The organism is Collinsella sp. AF02-46-1 (genome assembly GCF_003465825.1).
GTDB lineage: Bacteria > Actinomycetota > Coriobacteriia > Coriobacteriales > Coriobacteriaceae > Collinsella.
In genome coordinates, this window is record NZ_QSBV01000008.1 from 50,543 (window position 1) to 75,995 (window position 25,453).

Below are 25,453 nucleotides of genomic sequence, written 5' to 3' on the forward strand. Positions count from 1 at the left end.
GAATTTCTCAACGCGGCTGGCAACGGCTTGCTGCATTACTGCTTCAACGTTTGCCCAGATAAAACCTGCCAAAATAAACCTGTCCCTTTTTGGTAGGTTAGATGGTGAACTCGGCGAAGTTGCGGTCGCCGCCTGCGGTGCCGGTGTCGCCTGTTGCGGCTGCCGGCGCCAGCGCGTCGCCGCCGACGCTTTGCAGCAGCTCGGCCACGTTGGCGTCGGGGTTTTGGCATAGGATGTCGAGCAACTCGATAAAGTCACGAATGACCTCGCGCGGCGTCAGGTGCGTGTCGGCTCCCACACGACCGAACTCAATCTTGAGGAAGTCAACCAAGTCGTTTTCGGTCAGCGTGGGCGTCCAGCCAAAGTAGCCGGCGTGAATTTGCATGAGTTTTTCGATCAGCACCAGCAACTCCTCGTAGGTGAGTGGTTGCAGGCGGATGATGGGCGCAAGCATGTCCTTAAGGTCCTCGCGCGCAAAGCGGCCCTGGGCGAGTCGGCTGCGTAGGGCCTCGTAGGAAAACACACCGCGGCGGCGGTCCTCGATGGAGGTCGGCGTGCCACCCATGATCATGCCCAGGTACTGCGCCTTGCCCTGAAGTGTGTCGTTGTACATGGTCAGGATCTTCTCGTAGTTGTACTGGCGCGTGATGGCGTTGGGAATCTTATACAGATTCACGAGCTCGTCGATGAGCACCAGCATGCCCTTGTAGCCACTGCAAACCAAAAAGCGCGCAATGAGCTTAACGTAGTTGTACCAGTCGTCATCGCTGATGATGGTCGAGGAGCCCAGCTCGGCGCGTGCCTCGCTCTTGGTGCGGTATTCGCCGCGAATCCATTTGGTCACGCGGCTCATGGTCTCTTCGTCGCCCCCGGATGCGGCCATGCGATAGCGGCGGAGCATGCGGGTGAAGTCGAAGCCGTGGACCATCTCCTCGAGCGGGGCCAGTTGGGCATTGACGACCGACTCGTCGACGTCGGCACACGAGGCGACCCAGCGATCCAGAATAAGGTTGAGCGCACCGCCCTCGGGGCGCGTCTTGGTCGATATATTGCGGATGAGCTCGCGGTAGGTGGCAAGGCCCTGTCCCTGACCGCCCTGCAGGCGGCGCTCGGGCGACAGGTCGGCATCAGCGACGACGAACCCCTCGCCCATGGCGTGCGTGCGGATAGTCTGGAGCAAAAAGCTCTTGCCGGCGCCGTAACGACCGACCAGAAAGCGGAAGCTCGCGCCACCGTCGGCGATGAGACTCAGATCGGTGAGCAGGGCGCGGATCTCGACCTCGCGCCCTACGGTGATGTAAGGAAGGCCGATGCGCGGGACCACGCCGCCCTTGAGCGAGTTGAGAATGACGGCAGCGACGCGCTTGGGCACGCGAGGTGCTGCGGATGCGGTATCACTCATGGTCTAGGTATCCTCTCACGTCTGCTTCGTAGTCCTCGATAATCTGCGGCCCTGCTGCGCTAAATTCAATTACGGTGTCGCCCACCAGGTCAAAGAGCGCCTCGTTGATGGTATCGACGAGCATGTCCTCGCTCTGCTCCGATTGCACTACCGCCGATTCCGCCTGTACTGCGTTGTGCTCGAGCAGAGCGCGGAGATAGGCGTTTGCGGCGGGCGCGAGTTCGTTTGTGGCGTCAGCGGGCGTAGCAGCTGCGAACGCGGGCGTCGGCGCGAGAAGCGGTGCCACGACACCAAACTGTTCGGTGGATATGGTTGGCTCGTCGGACTCGTCCTGCCCTGCGGCCGCCGCGACCGCCTCGACCATCGCGTCGGCTACGGGCTCGGCTTCCGGTTGCCCTGAGTCCGCTGCCTCGGCTTCTGCGGACGCGCCGTCCTCGCGTTCCTCGTCGATCAAAAGCGCTTCGCGCGTTTGTGCGGCAGCGCTCCGAATGTGCCCCAGCTGGCTCAAATCGATATCGATCTTGACGGGCTGGTGTGCGGCGTCCCACGAAAGCCATGCCACAATCTCGTCATCGATAATCTTGGCCAGATATTTGGGGACCTTTTCTTCCTTAAGGGGATGGGCGGGGTCCAGCGCCAGGCGCAGGCGTTGGTCGCAGGCGCGCATCATTTCACCGAGCTTGCTGCTCTTTTGCCTGCTACCGTGAATCCGCATGCATTCCCAAAAACCGTTTTGGCAACGGTAGATATGGATGGGGTCCAGACGGTATTCGCAGTCCTCGTGGCGCTCGGGCGCAAAGAATACGGCCGAGGCAAACATGGTGTAGGGCATGGCCGTCTCCTCCCCAAATAAACTTGCCACGATGCCGGTCTTTCGGTGCGTGTCATAGTAGCGCGCCATGCGGACATACACGGCGCACGCCACGTGGCGCAGATCACGGTGGTGGCTGCGGTCGAGCCGCGAGCTACTTAGGTTGTACGTGGAGAGGGCGTTGATGGCGGCCATGAGTCGCTCCTCGCGCACCTCATCGGGCGGAAGGGGGAGCGTGGGCTCGGAGGTTTTGCGACGCTTAGGGGTCTGGCCGGACGGTGCCGGTACAAGGTCTCGTGCCGCGCGCCGCAGTTCGATAAGGGCGTTATCGAACATGACGGTTTTAGAGTCGCGAAGCAGCTTGGGGTCGAGCCCGTGGAACACGGCGTAATCTTGCAGCCACACGCGCGCAAACCGGTCGATGCCGGGCTCGAAGGCGCGATAGACATCCCAAAAAGCCTTGATCTTGTTAAAACCATCGAGTGGATTATCTACGCCAATGCCGCAGATCAGCTCATAGAGATACAGAAAGGCAAAGGACGTAGACGTTTCCTCGACGGTTCCGCGGCGCACTTGGGCACGCCAGGTAAAGTAGCCGCGCAGTTGCCGGTCGCTCATGGCGTTGTAGGTGGGAAAGTACGACTTAAAGGTGCCGTTGTAGGGACAGTCGTCCTCAAAGTCGGCCATCAGCAGGCCCTGGCGGTAAAAAAGCTCGGCTTCCGAAAGCCAGCGGCCCGCACCGCCCTTGGGGTCATCCTGCCAGCGCGATATCTCGCGCATTTTACGGTACTGGTCGGGGAGGAAATTCTGCATCTGTCGGCCGGTTTTGAGAATCGGCTCGTCTGCGTAGGTTTCGTTTGAGAAGCGGGCGGACTGATGGGTCCGGGCCTCGGCCATAATGCGCTCGATGAGCATCTTGATGTCCTGGTCGGCCACCGCTCCTCCTCTCGAACGCAGCTACGGTGACCTCATATCATAGCACAGCATCAAACAGATGTTCGAGATACCGCTGCGTTGCTAGATTTAGAACAGGAGGGCGTATATGACGGCGATGACGACGGAGGGAAGCATATTGGCCGTGCGGAAGGTCTGAGGACGGATGAGGTTGACGCCGACGCAGAAGATGAGCATGGAGCCTACGAGCGAAAGGCTGTTGAGGGCTGCTGTGGTCATGATGGGGGAGAGCGCGCCGGCAAACAACGTGATCGTCCCCTGGAACACGGCGACGGGCAGGGCGGAGAAGATGCAGCCGCGGCCAAGCGAGGCCGTCATGGTGCAGACGATGATGCAGTCCAGTGCGCCCTTGAGGGCAAGCGTTGACCAGTCGCCGAGCAGGCCGTCCTGGATCGATCCCACAATGGCCATGGCGCCGATGCACACGGTGAGTGAAGTCGAGACAAAAGCGTTGGTGAACTCGTTATCGCCCTCACTGCCAGTCTTGCGCTTGAGCCATTCGCCAAGGTTCTCGATGGCGGCCTCCAAGTTGATGGCCTCGCCGATGAGCGAACCGAGCGCAAATGAGACGATGAGCATGGTGGTACCGGTGGTCGCTAGCGCCTTTCCATCGATGATGAGCATCTTTTGCATGGTGCCGCCCAGGCCGATAAACAGGACGCACAGCCCCGATGCTTTCATGAGCGTGTCTTGGATGCGCGGTGTAATGAAGCGGCCGCCCGCTAATCCCAAAAGACCGCCCGCAACTAAAAGCGCAACGTTGATGATTGTTCCCAAGCCCGGCATGAGCCCTCCTGTATTGATGCCAACGTGGCAATCGTAGCAGAACGAAATGCGAGGCACATCGCGACTCATCTAATACGTTATATAAGTGGTATTAGGAATGATGCGCAGCATTTAAGCCTCAGGTGGTTGTCGGGACATAGGGGTAGTAGTCAAAGCGCAGTGTCATAAGCCGCTGCGGGGATTCAATAGCCGCGGCGATGATATTGGCATCGCGGGCACGATCAAACCCTTCGAGTTCGATCTGATACGAGACGTCTTGCATAATGTCCAGACGTCGCCAGGCTAGAAGTGTGTCGCCATCGAATTCCAAGGTCTTGCCTCCGTCTGGGGCAACGGCGTATAGACGCAGTTTAGCGGTGGTTGCAGGGTCGACAACCGTGACCTTTTTAATTTCGTTTCGAGTATTCTTGGCGCCCAACAAGGTGAGCAGTGTTGGGGCCACGACCTCGCCCGATGGCAAAAAGACGACTTCGATGGATTCGGGAAATGCGATGATGGCCGACTTGCGGACGGGCTGATTGGCGGCGGCAACTTCGATGTTTGCAGCATCGATGACCTCTGTGTGGTCGAGGGCGGCAAGCACGCAGCAGTTACCTTCATCGATCTCCTGAGGATCAGCAAGTCCCAGACTGTCCGCGAGCTCGGGATCGTTTGGACCGGTAGCGGGCTCATTCGGTGCTTCGAAAGAAGCTGGGACGCTGTTTGTCGGCGACGGCGTGTCGCCCGCACCTGCTTCTTTGTCCGTGCTCTCTTCTTGTATGGTTGCGTTGATGGGTTCGTCGTTTGAGGGGAGCGTCTTGGCGTCAAGCGCGGAGGGGACAATCCCGATGGCTCCGGATCCGTTCCACTCCATCTCGAGAAGCGCCGGGTCGGCAAGAATGCGTTGCCTGCCTAGCGTGTGGGTATCGATCGCAATAGGGCCTGCCTCCGTCCCGCGCGTAAGGCTGAGCGATCCGGCCGGCTTCTCGAAATGAATGTCTGTGTCTTCGGTACTGGCGGCGTAGAACAGCAGGGATGCTTCTCCCGCCGCGATGGCATCGGTGCCCGCCTTGGTCAGCCGCAGCGATGCCGTGAATGAGAGGGTGGGCTGCACATCGTCTGCATTCGCGGCGGCGCAGCCCAGACATATACCGCCTCCTTTCTCGAAAAACGCACCGTCGAAGGCGACCTTCGCTCCGTTCGCCGAGTCATCGACCGAAGCGATATCGATGCGCAACCCCAAATCGCACGGATCGCCATCTGCATCGAGCACAATCGAGCGCCATGTGCAGACGGCGCACCCCGCCTGGGAGCCGTTTGCCTTGTTCGAACGATTGATATCCACGACTATCGAGCCGTCCGTATTACGACGAAGGCATCCCGAGGTTGAGATTGCGGCCTGTGCGAACGAAAAACGCTTGCACGCAATGGCGCTCGACGGATTTGGTGCGGAGCTTAGGGCTGCTGGTAAGGAGTCTGCCATGACGGGAGTCGCCCAAGCGGCGACAGGCGTTCCGGTTGCGAGCGCGCCGCAGAGTGCGACGACGGGCAAAAGGTTCTTCGATGCCATGGGGTCTCCTTAGCTAATTTAGTGCGGCCTGTCCGTGTTTCGTTTCTGGCTGCGTTTGATGTGCAGACCGAGGCCGGCGGTTCCCGCACCTGCTGCCGTGGCGCCTGCTGCCAAGAGCCATCGTCTGTCGTCTGTCTGTGCCAACGGTTCCTTGCAGTTGCCGCGGTCGAGCTCCGAGAGGTCGACCGTCACTTGCGTGGCGGCCTGCGCCTGTTCTTGCTGGGCAAAGGCCATGGCTGGCCCAAACGCTAGGATACTGACGGCGGCCAGGGCGACGGCCTTATGCCGTGTGCGCACCGGGCTCGACCGTCCAGGTGATCGTTGCAACCTGATCGCCTTCGCCGGTTACGCGGAAGATGTCGCGCGTGACGCGGGCGACGTTTCCGCTTGTCTTGAGCTTAATTTTGTCCGTGCCGCCGGCAATGCCCTGGTAGCCCATGTCGAAGGCTGCATTCTTGGAAAGATCGAGGCCCGTCTCCTGCATTGCGGCGCTGGCGTTCTGGAGTGCGCCGTCGGGGCCGACCTTAAAGTCGATGGAATTCTGCGCGGTTCCGGCCTTGGCGTCGGCGGCAATGGTCCAGGTGTTCATGGCGTCGATCTTCATGTTGGTGACATGGATGCCGTAGGCCGAATGATTGTCGATGGTGGTCGCGTCTTCTGAGGGGCCCTGAAGCGTGCCGTCGGCCTTGGCGACGAAGGGAATAACCGTCGGAACTTTGAACTCTACGTTGTCGATCTCGGTCCTGACCATTACTTTCGTGGTTCCAACGCGCCCGGCTGCCAGAGCTGGCGTCGGGGCGGCGCCCATTGCGAGCGCGAGCGCGAGCCCTGCGCCCACGACGAGCGCTCTGGCTCCGTTCATGTTCCTGGTGATGTCCATGGTCGTTCCTTTCTATTCGCCGCGGGCCGTCCCCGCGATGATTGGACGAATGCTGGTGAATTGCGTGCGGTGTCGCGTCGGCCGAAAAAGCTAGTTCTCGGCTTGCTCAACCCGTACCTTGACACGTGTCGGATTGCCGTGGCTGTCGAGGGTCTTGGCATCGAGTGCCTGGATCTCGATGTATGCCTCTCCTTCTTTGATGTCGCCGGCGGGGCACGTCTCGATTGTCTTGCCGGTCTCGACCACACCGGATTCGTACATGGTCTCGTCGTTTTGGATGACGCGGAATCGCTGGGGAAATTTATTGTCTTGGACGTTTTGCACGTTGACGCGCAGCTTGCCGTCCTCCTGTAGCTGAGCGACCGGCGCGACCGAAATCGTCATCATGTTGTCGCGGACGATGGCATCGAGCTCATCTTGGATTTCTTGTCGCGATTTACCCTCTGCCGTCGTGACTGAGGCGCCCGCTTCGGGCACGGGCTGCGACTGCCAGGCGTATAGCCCTACGGCGATGAGGGCGCAGGCGATAGCCAGGCAGACAACGACGAGTTTCTTGCGACGCCCCAGTCCTGCGAGGCGGGGCGGCTTCTTCGCACTCATGCGGCGTCCTTGGTGGTGTAGACACGTGCGAACGTGGACGGGTCCGCTCCAAAGAGCATGTGAAGCATCAGGCGGCGCGAGTAGATGAGCTCGTCAAAGTCGTGAGGGAGCTCGATGTCGTGGATACGCGCGATGTGGTGGGCGAGCGCCGAGAACGACTCGGGGTCGCAGATAACATCGGTGGTGACGTGGTAGACCGCCGTATCGGGGAACGCCTCTTCGTCGAAAGGCAGGAGATAGGGATCGTCGTCGACCTCGATGGCGACGCCGTACTGGGGCCAGTAATATGCCATGGGAACCTCCCTGCTTCTGGGGCCAAAACTTCTATCGGTTTTGGCTGTCGACGCCGACCGTATCAGCCGCTACTTGACCAATTTCTGACCAAATGCTTGACGGATTGACATCTCCGCAGGTAAAAGGTGGAAAAATTACTTCAACTTTTTTCGAGCGACAATCGAGCGGTCGGCGACGGCGGGGCGATATGTGTCAAAAGCATCGTCTGCCGAGGAAGCCTTGCCGTTCGCCGAATTGCACAAACGTAAAAATCGCCAATTATGGAGACGGTCTCGAACACGTCGACGAAACGATGCGGTAACATCTCCCTGCAAACACTGTAGTTAGCTAAAGGGGGAGTTCGCGTGTCTGCAACCATTAAACCCTTCACCGATGAGTTCGAAGAGTATGGCCGCGATGAATCTCGTGCATCGGGCGAAGCATCGAGCATCTCGTTTCCGACAACGGAAGACGAGGTCCGTGCCATTTTGGAAACGCTCCATGCCGAGCGTGTCCCGGTAACGGTTCAGGGCGCCCGAACCGGCCTTGCCGCCGGTGCCGTGCCCCACGGTGGGCATATCCTCAATACTTCCCGTATGAATCGCTACTTGGGCCTTCGCCGCGATGAACAAGGCCAATTTCTGCTGCGCGTGGAGCCGGGCGTTGTGCTCTCGGAGCTGCGTAAGCAGCTGAGCAAGAAGGTACTGCCGACCGCTGGTTGGGACCAGGCATCGCTTGAGGCCTACGAGGAGTTCCAAGAGTCCCCCGAGCAGTTCTTTCCCACCGATCCCACCGAGGCATCTGCCTGTCTGGGTGGCATGGCGGCATGCAACGCCTCCGGCGCCCGCAGCTACGCTTACGGCCCCATGCGCCCGCATATCACGGGACTCCACGTCGCGCTGGCTGATGGCGATTTGCTTGAGCTTCAGCGCGGCGAGGCTTTTGCCCAGGGCCGCCACCTGTCGCTCGTGACGGCAGAGGGTCATACATTCGAGCTTGATCTTCCTGACTACACCATGCCCAAGACCAAAAATGCCTCGGGGTATTTTGTTGCGGACGATATGGACGCCATCGATCTTTTTATCGGTGCGTGCGGCACGCTCGGCGTCATTACCGAGCTCGAGATCGCCCTGCAGGCGGCACCTTCGGTCGTATGGGGTGTGAGTTGCTTTTTCGATAGCGAAGACAAGGCCGTGTCCTTTACCGATTCCGTGCGTCCCGTGCTGTCCCATGCCGCCGCTATTGAGTATTTCGATGCTGGCGCCCTGGATATCCTGCGTCGCCAGCGCGAGCAGTCGACAGCGTTTGCCTCGCTGCCGGCGCTCGACGACGAGGCAAAGGTCTGTGTCTACGTGGAGCTCGACTGCGATGACGAGGCGCAGGCGACCGAGGAGCTGTACCACCTTGGATGGGTGCTGGAGTTTGCGGGCGGCCGCGACGATGCGACATGGGTCGCCCGCACCGAAGTCGATCGCGAGTGCCAGCGGTTCTTCCGCCGCGCGGTGCCCGAGAGCGTCAACATGCTCATTGACGAGCGTCGCCGCACCGACCCCACCATTACCAAGCTGGGATCGGATATGTCGGTGCCCAATGCACGCCTTGCCGATGTCATGGCCCTCTATCGCCGCACGCTGGCCGAAAGCGGGCTTGAGTCTGCTGCCTGGGGACACATCGGGAACAACCATCTGCATGTGAACATCCTGCCGCGCGATGCGCAAGACTACCGTCGTGGTGGAGAGCTCTTTGCCCAGTGGGCTTCCGAGGTCACGGCCATGGGCGGTGCCGTTTCTGCCGAACACGGCGTCGGCAAGATCAAGGCGGGCTTCTTGGAGACGATGTACGGCCACGAGGCCATGGTCGAGTCGGCGCGCCTCAAACTCCAGCTCGATCCTGCCGGCCAGTTGGGTCGCGGCAACCTGTTTACGGAGAAGCTCTTGGATGAACTCGTCCAGAAAGGGGGCGCGTGAAGATGAGTGATTTCCATATGGTGGTGTGCGTCAAGGCGGTGCCCGGAAGCACCGAGGTCAAGATGGACCCCAAGACCAATACTATCGTGCGTGATGGCAAGCAGGCGGTCATTAATCCCTTCGATGCAAGTGCCCTCGAATGTGCGCTAGCGCTGAAGGACGACTTTATCGGCTTTGGCATGGACGTGCGTGTGACGGTGGTGTCGATGGGCATCCCCGCGACCGAATCGCTGCTGCGCGACTGCATCGCCCGCGGTGCCGACGACGCGCTGCTGCTGACCGATCGCGCCTTTGCGGGCGCCGATACCCTAGCCACCACCTATGCCCTCAAATGCGGCATCGAGGCACTCGATGAGGACTTTGACCTGCTCATCTGCGGCAAGATGGCGGTGGACGGCGATACGGCCCAGATCGGCCCCGAGCTGGCCGGCGCCTTTGGGGTCCCCTGCGTGACCGACGTGAGCTGTGTGCAGAGCGCGGGATTTACGACGTGTGGCTCGCTGGCGCTCGTTCACGGCTGCGATGCCGGCGAGGAGACGGTGTACCTGGAGATGCCGTGTGCGATGACGACTGCCAAGGAGATTGGCCAGCTGCGCATGCCGAGTATTGCCGGTATTCGCGCGGCCGAGGATGCAGACGTGCGTGTGGCCAGCGCTGCCGACGTAAACGCCGATCCCTCGCGTTGCGGCCTTGCCGGATCACCGACGCAGGTCGTGCGCTCGTTTGTGCCCGACCGTGACCAAACGTGCGAGGCCGTTGAGGGAACGGCGTCCGAGCAGGCGGTAAAACTTGCCAAGATTATCGAGGGGATGGCATAGATGAGCGGGCTGATTATCGATGGCGAAGCCTGTATCGGCTGCGGTCGCTGCGTTCGCGCCTGCGCCTCGGGCGGCATTGTGGTGGAGGGTGAGCGCCCCAATCGCTGTGCCCGCGTAACCGACGGCTGTATCCTGTGCGGTGGGTGCGTCGACGCCTGCCCCGTCAACGCCATCTCGATTGAGCGCGACGAGGCCGCCGGCGCGGCAGACCTTGACGCATATCGAGACATTTGGGTCTTCGTGCAAACTGACAAGCACGATGCCGTGGCATCCGTGGCCTTCGAGCTCATGGGCAAGGGGCGCGAGCTTGCTGATGCACGCGGCTGTCGCCTGGTGGCGCTGATCGGCATAGGTTCCGAGGGCTCGCTCGAGGACCTCGAACACCTGGTTTGTGCCGGCGCGGACGAAGTTCTGGTCTGTCGTGACGAGCGCCTGCGTCAGAACGACGCGGAGGTCTATGCTCGCCTGATCTACGATTTGGTGGCCGAGCGCAAGCCCGAGGCCATTCTGTACGGCGCGACCGCCTTTGGTCGCGAGCTGGCGCCCGGTGTGGCCGTGCGCTTGCAGACGGGTCTTACAGCCGATTGCACGGTGCTTTCTATGGATACGGAGACGGGTCTGCTGCAGCAGACGCGCCCGGCGTTTGGCGGCAACCTGATGGCCACCATTATCTGCCCCAACCACCGTCCTCAGATGGCAACGGTGCGCCCCGGCATCTTTAAGGCGCCCGAGTTTGACTATAGCCGCTCCGGCACGATTACCCAGGTAGTGCTTGCGGATGACGTTAAGGCCCGCGTCGAGATCTCGATTCCCGCCGAGGAGTGGGGACAGCAGGCCTCAATTGCCGATGCCGAGCGTCTGGTCGTGGTGGGCCGCGGCATCGGCTCCAAGAAGAATCTGCCCCTGATGCGAAAGCTCGCCGATGCCCTGGGTGCCGAGCTTGGTTGCACGCGTCCCATTGTGGAGGCAGGCTGGTTGGAGTATCGCCACCAAATTGGCCAGACGGGTGTATCGGTCTCGCCCAAGCTCCTCGTGAGCATCGGTGTCTCGGGCGCTATCCAGCATCTCGCCGGCATCGGTGGGGCGGAGTGCATTGTCGCCATCAATGAGGACCCGGATGCCCCCATCTTCGGTGCTGCCCAGTATAAGGTCGTCGGCGATGCCGTTGAGATCGTTGAGGAGCTGCTGGCTCAGCTTGAGCGCTAAGCGCGCGTCAGCCAGTCGCGCATCTCGTCCTTTAGGCGGCTCCAGGTTGCCTGCGTGGCGGGGTTGGTAAAGGGCCGCGTAATGCCAAAGGGCGCATCGAGCAGGCGGTGGATATCGCCCTGTTCGCGCGCCAGCGCGCGGCTCGCTGGATAGACGAGCTCAAACATAAAGCAGATGAGTCCCACCAGGTAGTCTGCGGGCTCATCGCGCTCATCGCGTGCGACGCAGCGGTGCTCGTCAAAGGCGGTAAGCGCCGGTGCCGAGAAGTGGCTGGCGAGAAATGCGTCCTCATCCACCTTGAGGATGGTCTCGACGGTGCTGTCGGCGATGGTGCGCATAATGTCGATCTTGTCACCATCGCGCACGATATCGCAGAAGCTCCGCGTACGCTCGTCGAGCTGCGCGGGTAGACGAAAATCGCTGTGATAGGCAATGCTCGCTCGGATGAGCTCATCTTCTGCCGGGTCATCGATAAAGTCGCGGATGCTCGTTACGGCGGGTGCATCGGCGGGATTCTCGCCAAAGAGGACCTCGATGCCCAGCGCTGCATGGCTCATGCTCTCGGCGTCCTTAAAGGTGTCCCAGCGCCGCAACTGCTCAAAGCGGCCCATATCGTGTAGCAGGCCGCAAAGCCATGCCAGGTCAATATCTTCTGACGACCAGCCCTGCTCGCGTGCTACGGCATCGCATGCCTCGGCCACGTGGTACGTATGCTCGAATTTGAGCGCGATGCGTGGGTTAGTGGCGTCGTAGGCATCGGTGTAGCTTTTGAAGGCCGCGCGCGCCCGGTCTCGATCGATAGCTGTCATAATGACTTCCTAAAAAGTTGTGTCTTTCGATCCGGTGGCAATTGTAGGTGAACTCGGTTGCTGTCGGATGATGATTCTGCCGTGTCGCTACATGCGGCTCGGAGACCTTGTCAGGATGAGAAGCGTATGGTGCTCAAAATCGTTAGAACCGTCTGGCCAGTGATGCTTACCTATGTTGCAATAGGCGCGCCGTGCGGAATGATCATGGGGCAGACGGGAATGGAACCCTGGATGGTCTTTGCTCTGAGCAGCACGTTCGTGACGGGCAGCGGGCAGTTTATGATCTGCAATCTGTGGCTGGCAGGTGTGCCTGCGGCGTCGATCGTCGCGAGCGTTGCTGCCATCTCCTCGCGCTTTGCGCTTTACTCGGCATCGATCACGTCGCATCTGACGGGTGCCTCGAAGAGTCAGACGCTGGCTGTTGCCGCGACACTTACCGAGGAGGCATATGGCATCTCGCTTGCCAAGTTGGTTGAAGGGGAGGATTGGGGCCCGCGCGAGTCCTTTGTGCTCAACGTGATCCTTATCGCAACATGGGGCGTATCGTGTACGACGGGCGCCATCGTCGGCGCCGTTGTCGATGTTCCCACCGCCATTGCAGCCTTTGTCTGCACCTCGCTCTTTATCTGCCTGCTCTTTTCGCAGCGGCTGTCGCGCGGCAACGTTGTCGCGGCGGTTTCGGGCGCGGTGTCCGTCGCCGTATGCAAGTTCTTGGGCCTCGTGAATATTGCCGTGCCGGCAAGCGTCGTGGTCGGCATTACCATTGCGCTGGCGTGCGATGCTGTATTTGACGGAAGAGGTGCCCGCGATGCCCGTTAACGAGTTCTTGGTTCTGTGGCTGTCGTCGTGGGCTGCTATCGCGTTCTTTCGCATCGCGCCGGCGTTCGCCTTGCGCGGGCGGACCCTGTCGCCCCGTATTACCGAGGCCCTGGGCTATATCCCGCCCGCTGCCTTTGCCGCGCTGGTCGCCAACGACTTGGTGAGTCCCGGCGCGTTCGACGCGGGGCTCTGGCCTGCCTTGGTTCCCTGGATTGCGGCCGCCGGCGTCGTGGTCGTGGCGGTCAAGACAAAATCGATGCTGTGGTGCTGCGTCTCGGGCATCGTACTCTATATCGTCTTGAGCCTTATATAGGGGTGGCGTCGCGGGCGCCGAATCTCGTTCCATCCCAACTTGTCGAGTTTTTCACCGAGCTGGTCTATTTCTTCTGGTACCATGGTCAAACTTTACTGTAGCAAAGCGTGACGTGGGCTTTTGTACCCCGTCAGCGGAAATGGGGGTTTCATGGCACAGGAAGCAACCGCCAACGAGCAAAAGAAATTCAAGGTCCCGCGCATCCCGGGCGACATCATGATTTATCCGATGATCGTCGGTCTTTTGCTCAACACCTTCTGCCCGCAGGTTTTTGAGATCGGCGGATTCTTTACGGCTGCCTGCCGCGGTGGCTCCAATACCATCGTCGCCGCGATCCTGCTGTTTGTGGGCGCCGGCATCAGCTTTAAGTCCACGCCGGGCGCTATCAAGACCGGCATCGTCGTGCTGATTCCCAAGCTGGTCGTCGCAGCGGCTCTCGGCCTGGGCGTGGCATATTTCTTTAACGACAACTTCCTGGGTCTGAGCTCCGTGTCTATCATCGGCGGCATCACGTTTTGCAACATGGCGCTCTATACGGGCATCATGGGCGAGTTCGGTGATGAGTCTGAGCAGGGCGCCGTCGGTATCCTGTTCTTTACGGCCGGCCCCGCCGTCACGATGATCATCCTCGGTGTTTCCGGCCTCGCCAACATTCCCATTGGCACCATTATCGGCTCCATCTTGCCACTCGTTATTGGCATGGTTCTGGGCAACCTGTTCCCGTTTATCAAGAACCTGCTGGTTCCCGGTGCCAATCCCGCGATTGCCGTCATCGGATTTCAGCTCGGTGCGTCCATGAGCCTGTCGAGCTTTATCACCGGCGGTATTTCCGGCATCTTGCTGGGCCTTGTCACGCTGTTTGTCGTCGGTCCCATCACCTTTGCGTTCGAGCGTCTGTGCGGCGGCAATGGCAAGGCCGCTGTGGCTTGCTCCACCATTGCCGGCACGGCTATGACCACACCGGTTGCCCTCGCCGAGGTCGCACCGCGTTACGCCGAGCTTGCGCCCACCGCGTACGCTCAGATCGCCACCGCCGTTATCATCACGGCGATCATGGCTCCGATTCTGACTGGCTGGGTCGACAAGAAGTTCTGCCAAGGCAAGGAGGATCTGTCGCCTGTCGGTGTCGAGGCCATCGAGGAGGCCGTCGCGACTGACATCGATGGCGAGTAGCAATCGATACCCATCAATGATGCCGGCGTGTGCAATTCGCGCCGTATGGGCGCCCGAACAGAAACTGTTTTGCAGTGATGTTCGGGCGCTCTGCTATTATCCCCTTTACCCCTGCGGAGTAAAGGGGTGTTTATTGCCCTGATTCGAATTGGGCGATTCTGACCACTTGGGTATTGAAGGGATGGCGCTAGTGGTTAAGGCACTCAAGATTGAGATATTCGTGCTATGCATGATTGTTCTTATCGGGCTTGCCGTGCGAAGTCGTCGCTCCTTGTTCTCGAGCACCCAGCAGCTATTGTTTAGCATGCTTGGCTACACCTCTGCCGCGTACATATTATTCGATATGATCTGGACGCTTTCGGACGGTGTGGACGGCACGTTGGGCATTGCTGCCAACTGGATTTCCAACGCGGTTTCGTTTTCGCTCTTTGCTATCGCGTGTCTCATTTGGTTTATCTATTCCGAGACGGTGCAGGGTTCTCGCCTTTTGACCTCGCGCTATAGGGTGGTGCTTGTAGCGTTGCCTACGGCTCTGGTGGTCGTGCTGGCGTTTACCAGTTACTGGACGCACGCCCTGTTCTATATCGATTCGCAGGGCGTGTATCGTCGCGGCTTTGCCTATATGATCCAGCCCATCGTCAGCTACTGTTACGTTATACATACGTCCCTGCATGCGTTTGTGCAATCTCGCAGGGTCGAGAGCCTGCAGACGAAGGCCATCTATCGAACCTTGGCATTTTTCGCCATTCCGGCCCTGGTGGGCGGTACCTTTCAGGTCGTATACTCGGTGCCCGGCCTTTGTGTCGGCATAATGATTAGCATGTTGCTGCTTTACATCATCTACCAGGAGCAGCTCATCTCGACCGACCCGTTGACTGGACTTAACAATCGCAACCGTTTTGAGACCTATATGCTGTCGCTCTTCTCAAATGTGGATCAGGCCGAAGATGTATATCTGCTTATGATGGACGCCGACGGCTTTAAGCAGATTAACGATCGCTATGGGCATGTGGAGGGCGACCACGCTCTTCAGGTCATATCCGCTGCGCTCAAAGAAGTCTGCTCGGCGTCTGGCGGCTTTATCGCACGTTATGGCGGCGATGAGTTCGTGGTGCTCCAAAAGGCGACGGCGGAGCAGGACATCATAAGCCTGTGTGCGGCAATCAACGATGAGCTCGCACGTGCCGACGTGCCGTATCTGTTGCGGATGTCCATCGGCTACGCACGGGTTGGTGATGGCGTCGATACCTGGCAAGACTTGCTTCGTGCTGCCGATGCGGAGCTCTACCGCGTCAAGGCCGAGAAAAAGAAAGCCGGCGTCCAGATACGCTAGAAAAAGGGGCGCACGCTTGCGTGCGTGGTGGCCTTCAGCTCACCGATGTACTCCATTAAACTAAAGTATGTGAATCTCTCTGCTAAATAAGGGCAGTTCGCTAGGCTTTTTTGGGTTTGTTGACGATGATGATGCCGCTGCAGACCAAGAGCAGGGCAACGATGACGGTAACGGGGCTCGTGCCGGCGCCCTCGCCAAGCAGCAGTGCGCTCAGCAGTACGCCAAAGACCGGGTTCATAAACCCAAAGACCGAGACGCGGCTGACGGGGTTGACGGCAAGCAGGCGCGACCACAGCGAGTAGGCGACCGCGGAGATAAGCGCCATGTAGATGATGAGCACGATGGCGGGGACAATCGCCGTGGGGGAGAGCGCGCCACCCATCAAAAAGCCGATGGCGGTGAGGACCAGGCCGCCGACCAAGAACTGCCACCCGGCGAGCAAGACGCCGTCATGCTTGCGCGAGAAGATGCCGATCAGGCAGGTCGAAAGAGCACCCGCGACAGTGGAGGCTAGGATAAAGCCCTCGCCATCGAGCCTGAAGCCAAAGGTGCCATCTGCGCCCGAGAGGTTGACGAGCGCGACGCCGGCAAAGCCCAGCGCACAGCCAAGCACCTTGGCCGTATTGAGCTTCTCGGTGTGAAATGCCAGGGCGGCAAAGAGGATTGCGAGGAAGTTGGCGCTGGCCTCGATGATGGAGCTCGACATGGCACTGGCGCGCGAGAGTCCCAGGTAGAAAAAGAAGTACTGCCCGATAGTCTGGAAGAGTGACAGGATGCAGATGGGCTTGATATCGCGTACCTGTGGGACGAGCGGGCGGCGCTGAGCTGTGCTCATACCGACGATAACCAGGATGCCGGCAAGCGTGAAGCGCAAACCTGCAAAGAGTAGCTGCGACGCGCTATCGTGCGCCGGGATCCCAAAGAGTGCGTAGCCGATCTTGATGCAGGGAAAGGCCGATCCCCAGAGTGCACAGCAAACAAGACAGCCCAGGATGAGTCCGGGCAGGGTGGCGAGATACGGCTTGCGGCTTTCCATGATGTCCTTCTCCTATACGCGCAAAGCAAAAAAGAACCCGCCACCGGGCGTGCCGGTGGCGGGTGTTGTTACCCGAGGGGATTGTACCCGATGGGAAAGGCTTAGGCGAAGTAGGCTACGCCGCTCTCAAAGATCGGCATGAACTTGTCGCCGGGGACATGCTCGGGCACGTTGCGGTACAGGTTGTCGCCGCGACGCTCGGCATGGCCCATCTTGCCCAGGACGCGGCCGTCGGGGCTCGTGATGCCCTCGATGGCGAGTGCGGAGCCGTTGGGGTTGACGGAAAGATCCATGCTGGGCTTGCCGTTCTCGCCCACGTACTGCGTGGCGACCTGGCCGTTGGCGATCAGCTGGGCGAGCACTTCGTCATTGGCGACAAAGCGGCCCTCGCCGTGGCTGATGGCGACGGTGTAGGGGTCGTCCAGGCTGCACTGCGACAGCCACGGGGACAAGTTGGACGAGATGCGGGTGCGCACCAGACGGCTCTGGTGGCGACCGATGGTGTTGAACGTCAACGTGGGCGCATCGGGCGTGGCGTCGACGATGTCGCCGTAGGGCACCAGGCCGAGCTTGATCAGGGCCTGGAAGCCGTTGCAGATGCCCAGCATCAGGCCATCGCGGGCCTTGAGCAGGTCGCGGACTGCCTCGGTGACCTCGGGAGCGCGGAAGAACGCCGTGATGAACTTGGCGGAGCCGTCGGGCTCGTCGCCGCCCGAGAAGCCGCCGGGGATCATGACGATCTGGCTTGCACGGATGCGGCGGGCAAGCTCGTGGGTGCTCTCGGCGACGGCCTCGGGCGTGAGGTTGTTGATCACGAAGGTGTCGGCCTCGGCACCGGCGGCACGGAAGGCGCGGGCGCTGTCGTACTCGCAGTTGTTGCCGGGGAACACGGGGATGATCACGCGCGGGCGGGCGATCTTGGCGCCGCCGTACACGTGGATATCCTTGGCGCGGAAGTCGATGGTCTCGACCTCGGGGGTCTCGCCGGCGCTGCGGTAGGTGAAGACGCCCTCGATGCCGCTCTCCCAGGCCTCCTGGAGCTCGGAGAGCTCGATGACTTCGGAACCGGTGTCGATGACATAGCCCTCGACGGTGGTGCCCAGGGGCTCGACGACAACGCCGTCGGCGACCTCGGGCAGCTCGGCATCCTCGGCGAGCTCGACAATAAAGCTGCCGTAGAGCGGGGTGAAGAGGCTCTCCACGTCTACATCCTCGGCAAGCTCGATACCGATCTGGTTACCGACGCACATCTTAAAGAGGCTCTCGGCGCCGCAGCCGTAGCCGGGCGTGGAGATGGCCAGGGCGTTGCCGGTAGCAGTGAGCGCCTCGACGGCGTCAAACGCGGCGAGCAGCTGCTGAGCATCGGGGCGGTAGTCCTCGCCATAGGTGGCGGGGGCGATGCGGACGACGCGGTGCGTGAGGCCCTTGAACTCGGGCGAGACGGCGCGGGCGGCCTTGCCCACGGCCACGGCGAAGCTGATGAGGGTCGGCGGAACGTTGAGCTCGCCGGCCTCGTCCTCAAAGGAGCCGCTCATGGAATCCTTGCCGCCGATGGCGCCGGCGCCCAGGTCGACCTGGGCCATAAGGGCGCCCAGGACGGCTGCCATGGGCTTGCCCCAGCGCTCGGCCTCGGTGCGCAGGCGCTCGAAGTACTCCTGGAAGGAGAGGTAGGCGCGCTTGTGCTCAAAGCCGGCGGCAACGAGCTTGGCGATGGACTCGACTACGGACAGGTAGGCGCCCGCAAACTGGTCGGCCTCCATCAGGTAGGGGTTGAAGCCCCATGCCATAGCGCTCGCCGTGGTGGTCTCGCCGTCCACGGGGAACTTGGCGACCATGGCAGAGCTCGGAGTGAGCTGCGTCTTGCCGCCAAAGGGCATGAGCACGGTCGCGGCGCCGATGGTGGAGTCGAAGCGCTCGGAAAGGCCCTTGTTGGAAGCGACGTTGAGGTCGGTGACAAGCGAGGTCATACGCTCGGCAAGCGTGGTACCGGCCCAGCTGGGCTGCCACACGCTGCGGGCACAGACGTGGGCGACCTGGTGCTTGGGCGCACCGTTGGAGTTGAGGAACTCGCGGGACAGGTCGACGATGGCGACGCCGTTCCAGGCCATGCGCATGCGCGGCTCGGCGGTAACCTCGGCGATAACGGTAGCCTCCAGGTTTTCCTCGGCGGCGTAGCCCATGAACTCCTCGACGTCACTGTCGGCGACGGCGCAGGCCATACGCTCCTGGGACTCGGAGATGGCGAGCTCGGTGCCGTCCAGGCCGTCGTACTTCTTGGTCACGGTGTCCAGGTCCACGTACAGGCCGTCGGCAAGCTCGCCCACGGCGACCGAGACGCCGCCGGCGCCAAAGTCGTTGCAGCGCTTGATCAGGCGGCAGGCGTCGCCGCGGCGGAACAGGCGCTGCAGCTTGCGCTCGACCGGGGCGTTGCCCTTCTGGACCTCGGCGCCCGAGGTCTCGATGGACTCGGTGTTCTGAGTCTTGGAGGAGCCGGTGGCGCCGCCGATGCCGTCACGGCCGGTGCGGCCGCCCAGCAGGATGATCTTGTCGGTGGGGGCGGGGCACTCGCGACGCACGTGGTTTGCCGGGGTAGCGCCTACGACGGCGCCGACCTCCATGCGCTTGGCCACGTAGCCGGGGTGATAGAGCTCGTTGACCTGGCCGGTGGCAAGGCCGATCTGGTTGCCGTAGCTGGAGTAGCCGGCGGCGGCGGTGGTTACGAGCTTGCGCTGCGGCAGCTTGCCCTCGAGCGTCTCGGACACGGGGACGGTGGGGTCGCCGGCGCCGGTGACACGCATGGCCTGGTACACGTAGCTGCGGCCCGACAGCGGGTCGCGGATGGCACCGCCCACGCAGGTGGCGGCACCGCCGAAGGGCTCGATCTCGGTCGGGTGGTTGTGGGTCTCGTTCTTAAACAGGAACAGCCAGTCCTGGTCCTCGCCGTCGACATCGACCTTTACCTTGACGGTGCAGGCGTTGATCTCCTCGGACTCATCGACATCGGTCATGACGCCGGTCTTCTTGAGATACTTGGCGCCGATGGTGCCCATGTCCATGAGGCAGACGGGCTTGGCGTCGCGACCGAGTTCGTGGCGCATCTCCATGTAGCGGTCGAAGGCCTGCTGCACCACGGCGTCATCGATCGTCACATCATCCAGGACGGTGCCGAAGGTGGTGTGGCGGCAGTGGTCGGACCAATAGGTGTCGATTACGCGGATCTCGGTGATGGTGGGGTCGCGGTCCTCATCGCGGAAGTACTGCTGGCAGAAGGCGATGTCCGCCTCGTCCATGGCAAGGCCGCGCTCGGAGATAAAGGCGGCAAGGCCGGCTTCGTCGAGCTCGCGGAAACCGTCGAGCACCTCGACGGGCTGGGGCTCGGGGGTCTCCATGTACAGCGTCTCGGGCAGGTCGAGTGAGGCGATGCGCGCCTCGACGGGGTTCACCACGTAGTGCTTGATGGCATCGATGGCGGCCTCGTCCAGAGCGCCCGAGATCATATAGACCTTGGCGGAGCGCACGGCGGGGCGCTCGCCCTGGCTGATGAGCTGCACGCACTCGCTGGCGGAGTCGGCGCGCTGGTCAAACTGGCCAGGCAGGAATTCGACGGCAAAGACGGCGCCATCGCTTGCGGGGAGCTCGTCGTAGGTCACATCGACCTGGGGCTCGCTAAAGACGGTCGGCACGCAGGAGCGGAAAAGCTCTTCGTCGATGCCCTCGACGTCGTAGCGGTTTATGATCCTCAGGGCCTCGATGCCCTTGATGCCGAGAATTTCGGTCAGCTCGCCCTTGAGCTGCTGAGCCTCGACGTCGAACCCGGGTTTCTTCTCCACGTAGATACGAGAGACCATTGGTTCCTGCCTTCCTGATCGGTTGGGCGTACGGTACGGTATGCGGCAGCGGTCGGTTTGCGGGGCCTGCCCTGCGGTCGCCTTGAGCCACATGTTTGTAAACCTCACTATGATACGACAGCTCGCGGCGCGTTGAGGACGGCGAGGGTGCTACAGTGAAGCGCAAACAAGAGAAAGGCATCACATGGCATTCGTTTCACTCGCCATCATCGCACTCGTGGCCTTTGCAAGCCCCTTCATCGCCTCGGCGATTCCCGGAAAACCCGTTCCCGAGACGGTCTTTTTGCTCGTGTTTGGTGCGGTGCTGGGACCTCATATGCTCGGCATTATCCATGTAGATGCCGAGGTCTCGCTCGTGTCCGAGCTCGGCCTGGCCTTTTTGTTCCTGCTTGCCGGCTTTGAGATCGATCCCAAGAACATCACGGGCATCGAGGGGCGTTACGGCATGGCGACGTGGGTCGTCACGTTTGGCATCGCCTGGCTTGCCGTGCGCTTTACCCCGTGGTTTTCGGTCAGTCATTTTGATGGCATCGCCGTGACGCTGGCGTTGACCTCGACGGCGCTTGGGGCGCTCATGCCCATCTTGCGCGAGCGGTCGCTTGCTGGGACGCGCGTCGGCGATTCGATTCTTGCCTATGGTACGTGGGGCGAGCTCGGGCCCGTGCTCGCCATGTCGGTGCTGCTGTCTGCCCGTACGGGTGTCGAGACGCTGTTGATCTTGGGGCTGTTCGCCGTGGTGTGCGTGCTGCTTGCCGTGGTCCCCAGTCGCTCCAAGCGTATTGGCAGCCGCTTCTTTGCCTTTATTCAGGAGCGCGCCGATACGACTTCTCAGACGTTCGTGCGCCTCACAGTGCTCATCCTGGTCACGCTCGTGGCGTTTTCCGCCATTTTTAGCCTCGATATCGTGTTGGGCGCTTTTGCCGCGGGCTTTGTCCTGCGCTATATCATCCCCGAGGGCAACCATACGCTCGAACTTAAACTCGATGGCCTTGCCTATGGCTTTTTGATCCCGGTGTTCTTTACCGTGTCGGGTGCCAAGATCGACCTGACTGCTGTAGCATCGCGCCCCGGCTTGCTCGTGGGCTTTATCGTGGCGTTGCTGGTTATCCGCGCCGTGCCCATTCTTATTTCTATGAGCATTTGTCCTGCGACGCGCGATGTGTCGGCGTATGGCCGCATTACCGTGGCCCTGTACTGCACCACGGCGCTGCCGATTATCGTCGCCGTGACGAGCGTCGCTGTCAACGCCGGCGCATTATCACAGGGCGTCGCTTCGGTTATGGTGGCGGCCGGCGCCATCACGGTGTTCCTGATGCCACTGCTCGCGCAGCTCTTCTACCGCGTGGTCGATGCCGCGCCGGTTGCCGCCGTGGCAGAGGTTGCCGAGCATCCATCCGATGCGCTCGACATCTTGCGCGCCCACCACGACCTAGCGAGCTTGCTCGCGCGCGAGCACGAGCTGCTGACCTCGCATGGCCATGGTCGCGTATTCGACGGCCTGCCTACGCTCGATACGATTGCCGAGCGTCTTTCCGCCGAGGCAGCGAGCGGCCACATCGATGCGCGCATTGTGGACGCGGCGCACCTGCTTGCCGATAAGACCTATGGAGACGAGGTCGACCCGTCCGAGCTGACTCCGCGTGAGCGCCGCCGCCTGGAGCGCGCCAAGCTCGCTGTGCGCGAATACCGCCGCCGCATGCTGGAGCTCTATGCGCGCGAAGAAGCCGAAGACGACGACGGTAAGTAGTCGATACTTTCTCGGGGAAGCCGCGTCCCGCTTCGAAGGCTCGGAACGGGATGTGGTTTCCGAAACGGGGAGCGTTGGGAAACTGTGTCCCGGAATGGGCGCTCAGAGTGGGATGCAGTTTCCGCGAGAGGCTCGTTAGGGAAAGCGCATCCCATTCTGAGCCGGAATTATGGGACGCAGTTTCCTTTTCGAATAGAAGAAGGTGCGCTGCCTGCGGTTGATGCAGGCAGCGCACCTTCTTGCGTTGAGCTCGGTTGAGGTTTAAAGCTGTGGCTTGCGACCTTTAAGAGCGAGCAGCTCCGTCGACGGGGAGCACAGCGCCCGTAACGTAGGCGGCCATGTCGCTCGCTAGGAAGACAAAGGCGTTGGCGACATCCTCGGGCTCGCCCATGCGGCCGAGCGGGATGGTAGCGATGATGGGCTTGATGACTTCTTCGGGCAGGTTGGCGACCATGTCGGTCCTGGTTACGCCGGGGGCGACGGCATTGACGCGAATGCCCACGGGGGCGAGCTCGCGTGAGAGCGACTGGACCATGCCGTTGACGGCGAACTTGGACGTGGGATAGCCAACGCCGGAGGGCTGACCGTACTTAGCGACCATCGAGCTCGTGGTGGTGATGGTGCCACCGTGGCCGGCTTCGGTCATGATCTTGGCAGCGGCCTGGTGACCATTAAAGACGGCGACGACGTTGAGGTCCATGACCTTGGCGAACTCCTCGGCCGTGTAGTCCAAAAGGGGCGAGCGCTGGGAGATACCGGCATTGTTGACGACCGTGTCGAGACCGCCCATGTCGGCTGCGGCCTGCGTAAAGGCCTCGGTTACGGCCTCGAGTGAGGTGAGGTTGCACGAACGCCCCCAGATCTTTGCCTCGGGATAGGCGGCGGCGAGCTTCTCAACGGCCGCGTCGGCGGTTTCCTGACGCGAACCAAAGACGGTGACGGCGGCGCCTTCCTCGATAAAACGGCAGGCGATGGCATAGCCGATACCGCGCGTGCCTCCGGTGATGATTGCTTTCTTACCCTCGAGCAACATGGTGCCTCCATTCTTCGGGGGTTGACATACGCAGCACAGCATAACGGCGCGCAAAATCAACTTCGTTCGCATATCGGTAAACGGCACCCTCGGTTGTCAGCGAATGGCCAAGTTGTTCAAACTTTTGCTTGATGAACGCAATGGGCGGTTTCAAACAAAGGGGCTCCCATCCAAACGGACGGGAGCCCCTCAGGTGCTATGTTGTGTGCCAAGGACTGGACTAGTTCGCCATGACGCCTTCGGTCCAGGCCTCGACGTCCTCGATGCGCAGGACGTTGGCGACCTCGGCCACGCAGTCGACGCTGGCAAGCTCGGCGGCGGCAGCCTGGACGTCCTTCTCGAGTGCGCGGTGCGTCAGGAAGATGACCGAGCAGGCATTGCTGACGCCCGACTTGCCGTCCTCGACCTGGTTGATGAGCGAGATCGAGATGTTGTGCTTGGCAAAGATGTCGACCGTCTCGGACAGGGCGCCCACGCGGTCGGCGACCTTCAGGCGCACATAGTACTTGGTCTGGAGCTCGTCCATAGGCTTAAAGGCGAGGTTGTGGCCATAGGGCTCAATCTCGGGCAGCGGAGCCACACCGCGGCTGATCTGCTCGGAGAGCGACAGGATGTCGCCCACGACGGCACTCGCGGTGGGGAAGGAGCCTGCGCCGGCACCGTAGAACATGGTCTCGCCCACGGCGTCGCCCACCACGTAGACGGCATTCATGGCGCCGTTGACCTTGGCGAGCATATGGTCTGCCGGGATGAGCGTGGGATGCACGCGAACGTCGACGCCGGCGTCGGTGTTGCGTGCGATGCCCAGCAGCTTGATGGTGTAGCCGAGCTCGCGGGCCTGGGCAATGTCCTCGGCGCCGATGGTGCGGATACCCTGCTGGTAGACATCGTCGGTGGTCACGCGGGTGCCAAAGCCGATGGAAGCGAGGATTGCCGTCTTGCTGGCGGCGTCGAAGCCGTCGACGTCGGCGGACGGGTCGGCCTCGGCATAGCCCTTTGCCTGGGCGTCGGCGAGCACGTCAGCGTAATCGGCGCCCTCGGCGTCCATGCGCGACAGGATGTAGTTGGTGGTGCCGTTGAGAATGCCAGCGATGGTCAGGATCTTGTTGCCCACCAGGTCGTGCTCGAGCGTGCTGACAATGGGGATGCCACCGCCGCAGCTGGCCTCGCACTTAATCTGCACGCCGCACGCGCGCGCCTTCTCGGCGAGCGTCTCGACATGACGGCCCAGCAGGGCCTTGTTGGCAGAAACGACATGCTTGCCGTTCTCAAAGGCGGTGGTGAAGATCTCGGTTGCGGGATGCTCGCCGCCGATCAGCTCGACGACGATGTCGATGGCGGGGTCGGTGACGACATCGTGCCAGTCGCTTGTAAAGGCCTCGCGCTCAATGCCGGCTGCCTCGGCCTGCTCCCAAGCAAGCGCGCAGGCGCGGGTCAGCTTAAGGTCGATGCCGTAGGCTGCCAGGTACTCATCGTGGTGGCTCTTGATCAGACGGGCCACGCCGCCGCCGACGGTTCCCAGGCCGATCAGACCGACGTTCACGGTGCGCAGGGGTTCGCTCATAGATAGCTCCTTCGTGCATCTTGTGGATGGATTAACTGCTTATAGGTTGAGTGCATTCTAGCGTGAAGTGCGGGCGCGTGCTTGCCAGGCAGCCGGAGCGGTGCAAAACGCTACCCCCGTAACGCTGCGGAAATATTGGAAACACGCTCGCTACAAACGAACTCCCGTAACAAACTGTCAACGTTTGCGCCATAAGGTTTGCCCTGTACCACAAGACGGCATGGACGGTCCGAGGGCTTCGACACCTCTCTTGCCGAGGGTGTGCTGCTCATGACCCCGTTCTCCGCCGACGACGAGAAGAACGCCGACTTCGGTGATTCAGGACGGCAAGTATATCGCCGCCTAAGTGCGCATAAAACGCTACCGGTGAGGCTGTTTTATTCAGGGCGGGGGCGCTTGTAACAGAATGGAAACATTACTTTTACATAATAAAGTGGCATTACTGCATAAAATAGTGTAAATACGCAGAACTATGGATAAATGAACAAATCCAAAGAAAAGTTGAAATAATCGCCACTTTTCCTAACTAAAG

The 25,453-nt window shown here is 61.1% G+C and carries 21 protein-coding genes; 8 read left to right on the forward strand and 13 right to left on the reverse strand.

What is annotated here, in order from left to right:
* Positions 1 to 97: 97 nt before the first annotated feature.
* The 8 genes from DWV20_RS04635 to DWV20_RS04670 all read right to left on the reverse strand — a co-directional run bounded on the left by DWV20_RS04635 (position 98) and on the right by DWV20_RS04670 (position 7,275).
* Positions 98 to 1,402, reverse strand: a complete 1,305-nt coding sequence (locus DWV20_RS04635; protein WP_118256485.1) for an ATP-binding protein — start codon at positions 1,400 to 1,402, stop codon at positions 98 to 100.
* Positions 1,395 to 3,149, reverse strand: a complete 1,755-nt coding sequence (locus DWV20_RS04640) for a TerB N-terminal domain-containing protein (RefSeq protein WP_233539776.1) — start codon at positions 3,147 to 3,149, stop codon at positions 1,395 to 1,397. The genes DWV20_RS04635 and DWV20_RS04640 overlap by 8 nt, the downstream gene beginning before the upstream one ends.
* Positions 3,150 to 3,236: 87 nt before the next feature.
* Positions 3,237 to 3,953 carry a DUF554 domain-containing protein gene (locus tag DWV20_RS04645; protein ID WP_172622415.1) on the reverse strand — a complete coding sequence of 239 codons (717 nt, stop codon included), beginning with the start codon at positions 3,951 to 3,953 and terminating at the stop codon, positions 3,237 to 3,239.
* Positions 3,954 to 4,071: 118 nt separating this feature from the next.
* Positions 4,072 to 5,502: a hypothetical protein gene (locus tag DWV20_RS04650; protein ID WP_117842914.1), complete on the reverse strand. Its 1,431-nt coding sequence runs from the start codon at positions 5,500 to 5,502 to the stop codon at positions 4,072 to 4,074.
* An 18-nt stretch (positions 5,503 to 5,520) separates the two neighbouring features.
* Positions 5,521 to 5,799: a hypothetical protein gene (locus DWV20_RS04655; protein ID WP_117629647.1), complete on the reverse strand. Its 279-nt coding sequence runs from the start codon at positions 5,797 to 5,799 to the stop codon at positions 5,521 to 5,523.
* Positions 5,783 to 6,382 (reverse strand): hypothetical protein, encoded by a 600-nt coding sequence (locus DWV20_RS04660; protein WP_089573324.1) that lies wholly within the window; start codon positions 6,380 to 6,382, stop codon positions 5,783 to 5,785. The genes DWV20_RS04655 and DWV20_RS04660 overlap by 17 nt, the downstream gene beginning before the upstream one ends.
* 90 nt (positions 6,383 to 6,472) lie before the next feature.
* Positions 6,473 to 6,982 carry a hypothetical protein gene (locus DWV20_RS04665; protein ID WP_117629648.1) on the reverse strand — a complete coding sequence of 170 codons (510 nt, stop codon included), beginning with the start codon at positions 6,980 to 6,982 and terminating at the stop codon, positions 6,473 to 6,475.
* Positions 6,979 to 7,275 carry a hypothetical protein gene (locus DWV20_RS04670; protein ID WP_089573322.1) on the reverse strand — a complete coding sequence of 99 codons (297 nt, stop codon included), beginning with the start codon at positions 7,273 to 7,275 and terminating at the stop codon, positions 6,979 to 6,981. Before DWV20_RS04670 ends, DWV20_RS04665 begins: the two co-directional genes overlap by 4 nt.
* A 345-nt stretch (positions 7,276 to 7,620) precedes the next feature.
* On the opposite strand from DWV20_RS04670, the gene DWV20_RS04680 reads away from it, so the two are divergent.
* The 3 genes from DWV20_RS04680 to DWV20_RS04690 are packed head-to-tail and all read left to right on the forward strand — an operon-like array spanning position 7,621 to position 11,246.
* Positions 7,621 to 9,222: an FAD-binding oxidoreductase gene (locus tag DWV20_RS04680; RefSeq protein ID WP_117776075.1), complete on the forward strand. Its 1,602-nt coding sequence runs from the start codon at positions 7,621 to 7,623 to the stop codon at positions 9,220 to 9,222.
* Between the two features lie 2 nt (positions 9,223 to 9,224).
* Positions 9,225 to 10,040: an electron transfer flavoprotein subunit beta/FixA family protein gene (locus DWV20_RS04685; RefSeq protein WP_089573320.1), complete on the forward strand. Its 816-nt coding sequence runs from the start codon at positions 9,225 to 9,227 to the stop codon at positions 10,038 to 10,040.
* Entirely contained in the window at positions 10,041 to 11,246 is a 1,206-nt protein-coding gene (locus tag DWV20_RS04690; protein ID WP_118256486.1) for an electron transfer flavoprotein subunit alpha, read from the forward strand.
* On the opposite strand, the gene DWV20_RS04695 is transcribed toward DWV20_RS04690, so the two are convergent.
* A complete protein-coding gene (locus DWV20_RS04695) occupies positions 11,243 to 12,055 on the reverse strand; it encodes an HD domain-containing protein (RefSeq protein ID WP_117842910.1) in 813 nt (270 codons plus the stop codon). The two genes, DWV20_RS04690 and DWV20_RS04695, sit on opposite strands and share 4 nt — an antisense overlap.
* Before the next feature lie 162 nt (positions 12,056 to 12,217).
* On the opposite strand from DWV20_RS04695, the gene DWV20_RS04700 reads away from it, so the two are divergent.
* The 4 genes from DWV20_RS04700 (at position 12,218) to DWV20_RS04715 (ending at position 15,693) form a co-directional block, all read left to right on the forward strand.
* Positions 12,218 to 12,874: an AzlC family ABC transporter permease gene (locus tag DWV20_RS04700; protein ID WP_158565488.1), complete on the forward strand. Its 657-nt coding sequence runs from the start codon at positions 12,218 to 12,220 to the stop codon at positions 12,872 to 12,874.
* Positions 12,864 to 13,187, forward strand: a complete 324-nt coding sequence (locus DWV20_RS04705; protein WP_035137063.1) for an AzlD domain-containing protein — start codon at positions 12,864 to 12,866, stop codon at positions 13,185 to 13,187. The genes DWV20_RS04700 and DWV20_RS04705 overlap by 11 nt, the downstream gene beginning before the upstream one ends.
* A gap of 150 nt (positions 13,188 to 13,337) precedes the next feature.
* A complete protein-coding gene (locus DWV20_RS04710; protein WP_117645720.1) occupies positions 13,338 to 14,360 on the forward strand; it encodes a 2-keto-3-deoxygluconate permease in 1,023 nt (340 codons plus the stop codon).
* Between the two features lie 190 nt (positions 14,361 to 14,550).
* Positions 14,551 to 15,693 carry a diguanylate cyclase gene (locus DWV20_RS04715; RefSeq protein ID WP_158563939.1) on the forward strand — a complete coding sequence of 381 codons (1,143 nt, stop codon included), beginning with the start codon at positions 14,551 to 14,553 and terminating at the stop codon, positions 15,691 to 15,693.
* Between the two features lie 100 nt (positions 15,694 to 15,793).
* Here DWV20_RS04715 and DWV20_RS04720 read toward each other — a convergent pair whose 3' ends face one another.
* Complete coding sequence (locus DWV20_RS04720) at positions 15,794 to 16,729, reverse strand: DMT family transporter (protein ID WP_118256488.1); 936 nt, start codon at positions 16,727 to 16,729, stop codon at positions 15,794 to 15,796.
* Positions 16,730 to 16,830: 101 nt separating this feature from the next.
* Positions 16,831 to 20,577, reverse strand: coding sequence for a phosphoribosylformylglycinamidine synthase (locus tag DWV20_RS04725; RefSeq protein ID WP_118256489.1), 3,747 nt, complete (start codon positions 20,575 to 20,577; stop codon positions 16,831 to 16,833).
* A gap of 184 nt (positions 20,578 to 20,761) precedes the next feature.
* Here DWV20_RS04725 and DWV20_RS04730 point away from each other — a divergent pair, with 184 nt between their 5' ends.
* The gene (locus DWV20_RS04730; protein ID WP_118256490.1) at positions 20,762 to 22,324 is read left to right on the forward strand and encodes a cation:proton antiporter; all 1,563 of its coding nucleotides are present in this window, start codon (positions 20,762 to 20,764) and stop codon (positions 22,322 to 22,324) included.
* 283 nt (positions 22,325 to 22,607) lie between these two features.
* Here the strand turns inward: DWV20_RS04730 and DWV20_RS04735 are convergent, their stop codons facing one another.
* Both DWV20_RS04735 and DWV20_RS04740 read right to left on the reverse strand, forming a co-directional pair.
* Positions 22,608 to 23,357, reverse strand: coding sequence for an SDR family NAD(P)-dependent oxidoreductase (locus DWV20_RS04735; protein ID WP_006234445.1), 750 nt, complete (start codon positions 23,355 to 23,357; stop codon positions 22,608 to 22,610).
* A 220-nt stretch (positions 23,358 to 23,577) separates the two neighbouring features.
* Positions 23,578 to 24,921 carry a homoserine dehydrogenase gene (locus DWV20_RS04740; protein WP_118256491.1) on the reverse strand — a complete coding sequence of 448 codons (1,344 nt, stop codon included), beginning with the start codon at positions 24,919 to 24,921 and terminating at the stop codon, positions 23,578 to 23,580.
* Positions 24,922 to 25,453 lie beyond the last annotated feature (532 nt).

Coding starts and splice junctions, on each gene's coding strand:
- DWV20_RS04720 (WP_118256488.1), bottom strand. CDS start 16,729: ATGGAAAGCCGCAAGCCGTATCTCGCCACCCTGCCCGGACTCATCCTG.
- DWV20_RS04700 (WP_158565488.1), top strand. CDS start 12,218: ATGCTTACCTATGTTGCAATAGGCGCGCCGTGCGGAATGATCATGGGG.
- DWV20_RS04740 (WP_118256491.1), bottom strand. CDS start 24,921: ATGAGCGAACCCCTGCGCACCGTGAACGTCGGTCTGATCGGCCTGGGA.
- DWV20_RS04690 (WP_118256486.1), top strand. CDS start 10,041: ATGAGCGGGCTGATTATCGATGGCGAAGCCTGTATCGGCTGCGGTCGC.
- DWV20_RS04635 (WP_118256485.1), bottom strand. CDS start 1,402: ATGAGTGATACCGCATCCGCAGCACCTCGCGTGCCCAAGCGCGTCGCT.
- DWV20_RS04645 (WP_172622415.1), bottom strand. CDS start 3,953: ATGCCGGGCTTGGGAACAATCATCAACGTTGCGCTTTTAGTTGCGGGC.
- DWV20_RS04735 (WP_006234445.1), bottom strand. CDS start 23,357: ATGTTGCTCGAGGGTAAGAAAGCAATCATCACCGGAGGCACGCGCGGT.
- DWV20_RS04710 (WP_117645720.1), top strand. CDS start 13,338: ATGGCACAGGAAGCAACCGCCAACGAGCAAAAGAAATTCAAGGTCCCG.
- DWV20_RS04695 (WP_117842910.1), bottom strand. CDS start 12,055: ATGACAGCTATCGATCGAGACCGGGCGCGCGCGGCCTTCAAAAGCTAC.
- DWV20_RS04705 (WP_035137063.1), top strand. CDS start 12,864: ATGCCCGTTAACGAGTTCTTGGTTCTGTGGCTGTCGTCGTGGGCTGCT.
- DWV20_RS04665 (WP_117629648.1), bottom strand. CDS start 6,982: ATGAGTGCGAAGAAGCCGCCCCGCCTCGCAGGACTGGGGCGTCGCAAG.
- DWV20_RS04725 (WP_118256489.1), bottom strand. CDS start 20,577: ATGGTCTCTCGTATCTACGTGGAGAAGAAACCCGGGTTCGACGTCGAG.
- DWV20_RS04660 (WP_089573324.1), bottom strand. CDS start 6,382: ATGGACATCACCAGGAACATGAACGGAGCCAGAGCGCTCGTCGTGGGC.
- DWV20_RS04685 (WP_089573320.1), top strand. CDS start 9,225: ATGAGTGATTTCCATATGGTGGTGTGCGTCAAGGCGGTGCCCGGAAGC.
- DWV20_RS04670 (WP_089573322.1), bottom strand. CDS start 7,275: ATGGCATATTACTGGCCCCAGTACGGCGTCGCCATCGAGGTCGACGAC.
- DWV20_RS04730 (WP_118256490.1), top strand. CDS start 20,762: ATGGCATTCGTTTCACTCGCCATCATCGCACTCGTGGCCTTTGCAAGC.
- DWV20_RS04650 (WP_117842914.1), bottom strand. CDS start 5,502: ATGGCATCGAAGAACCTTTTGCCCGTCGTCGCACTCTGCGGCGCGCTC.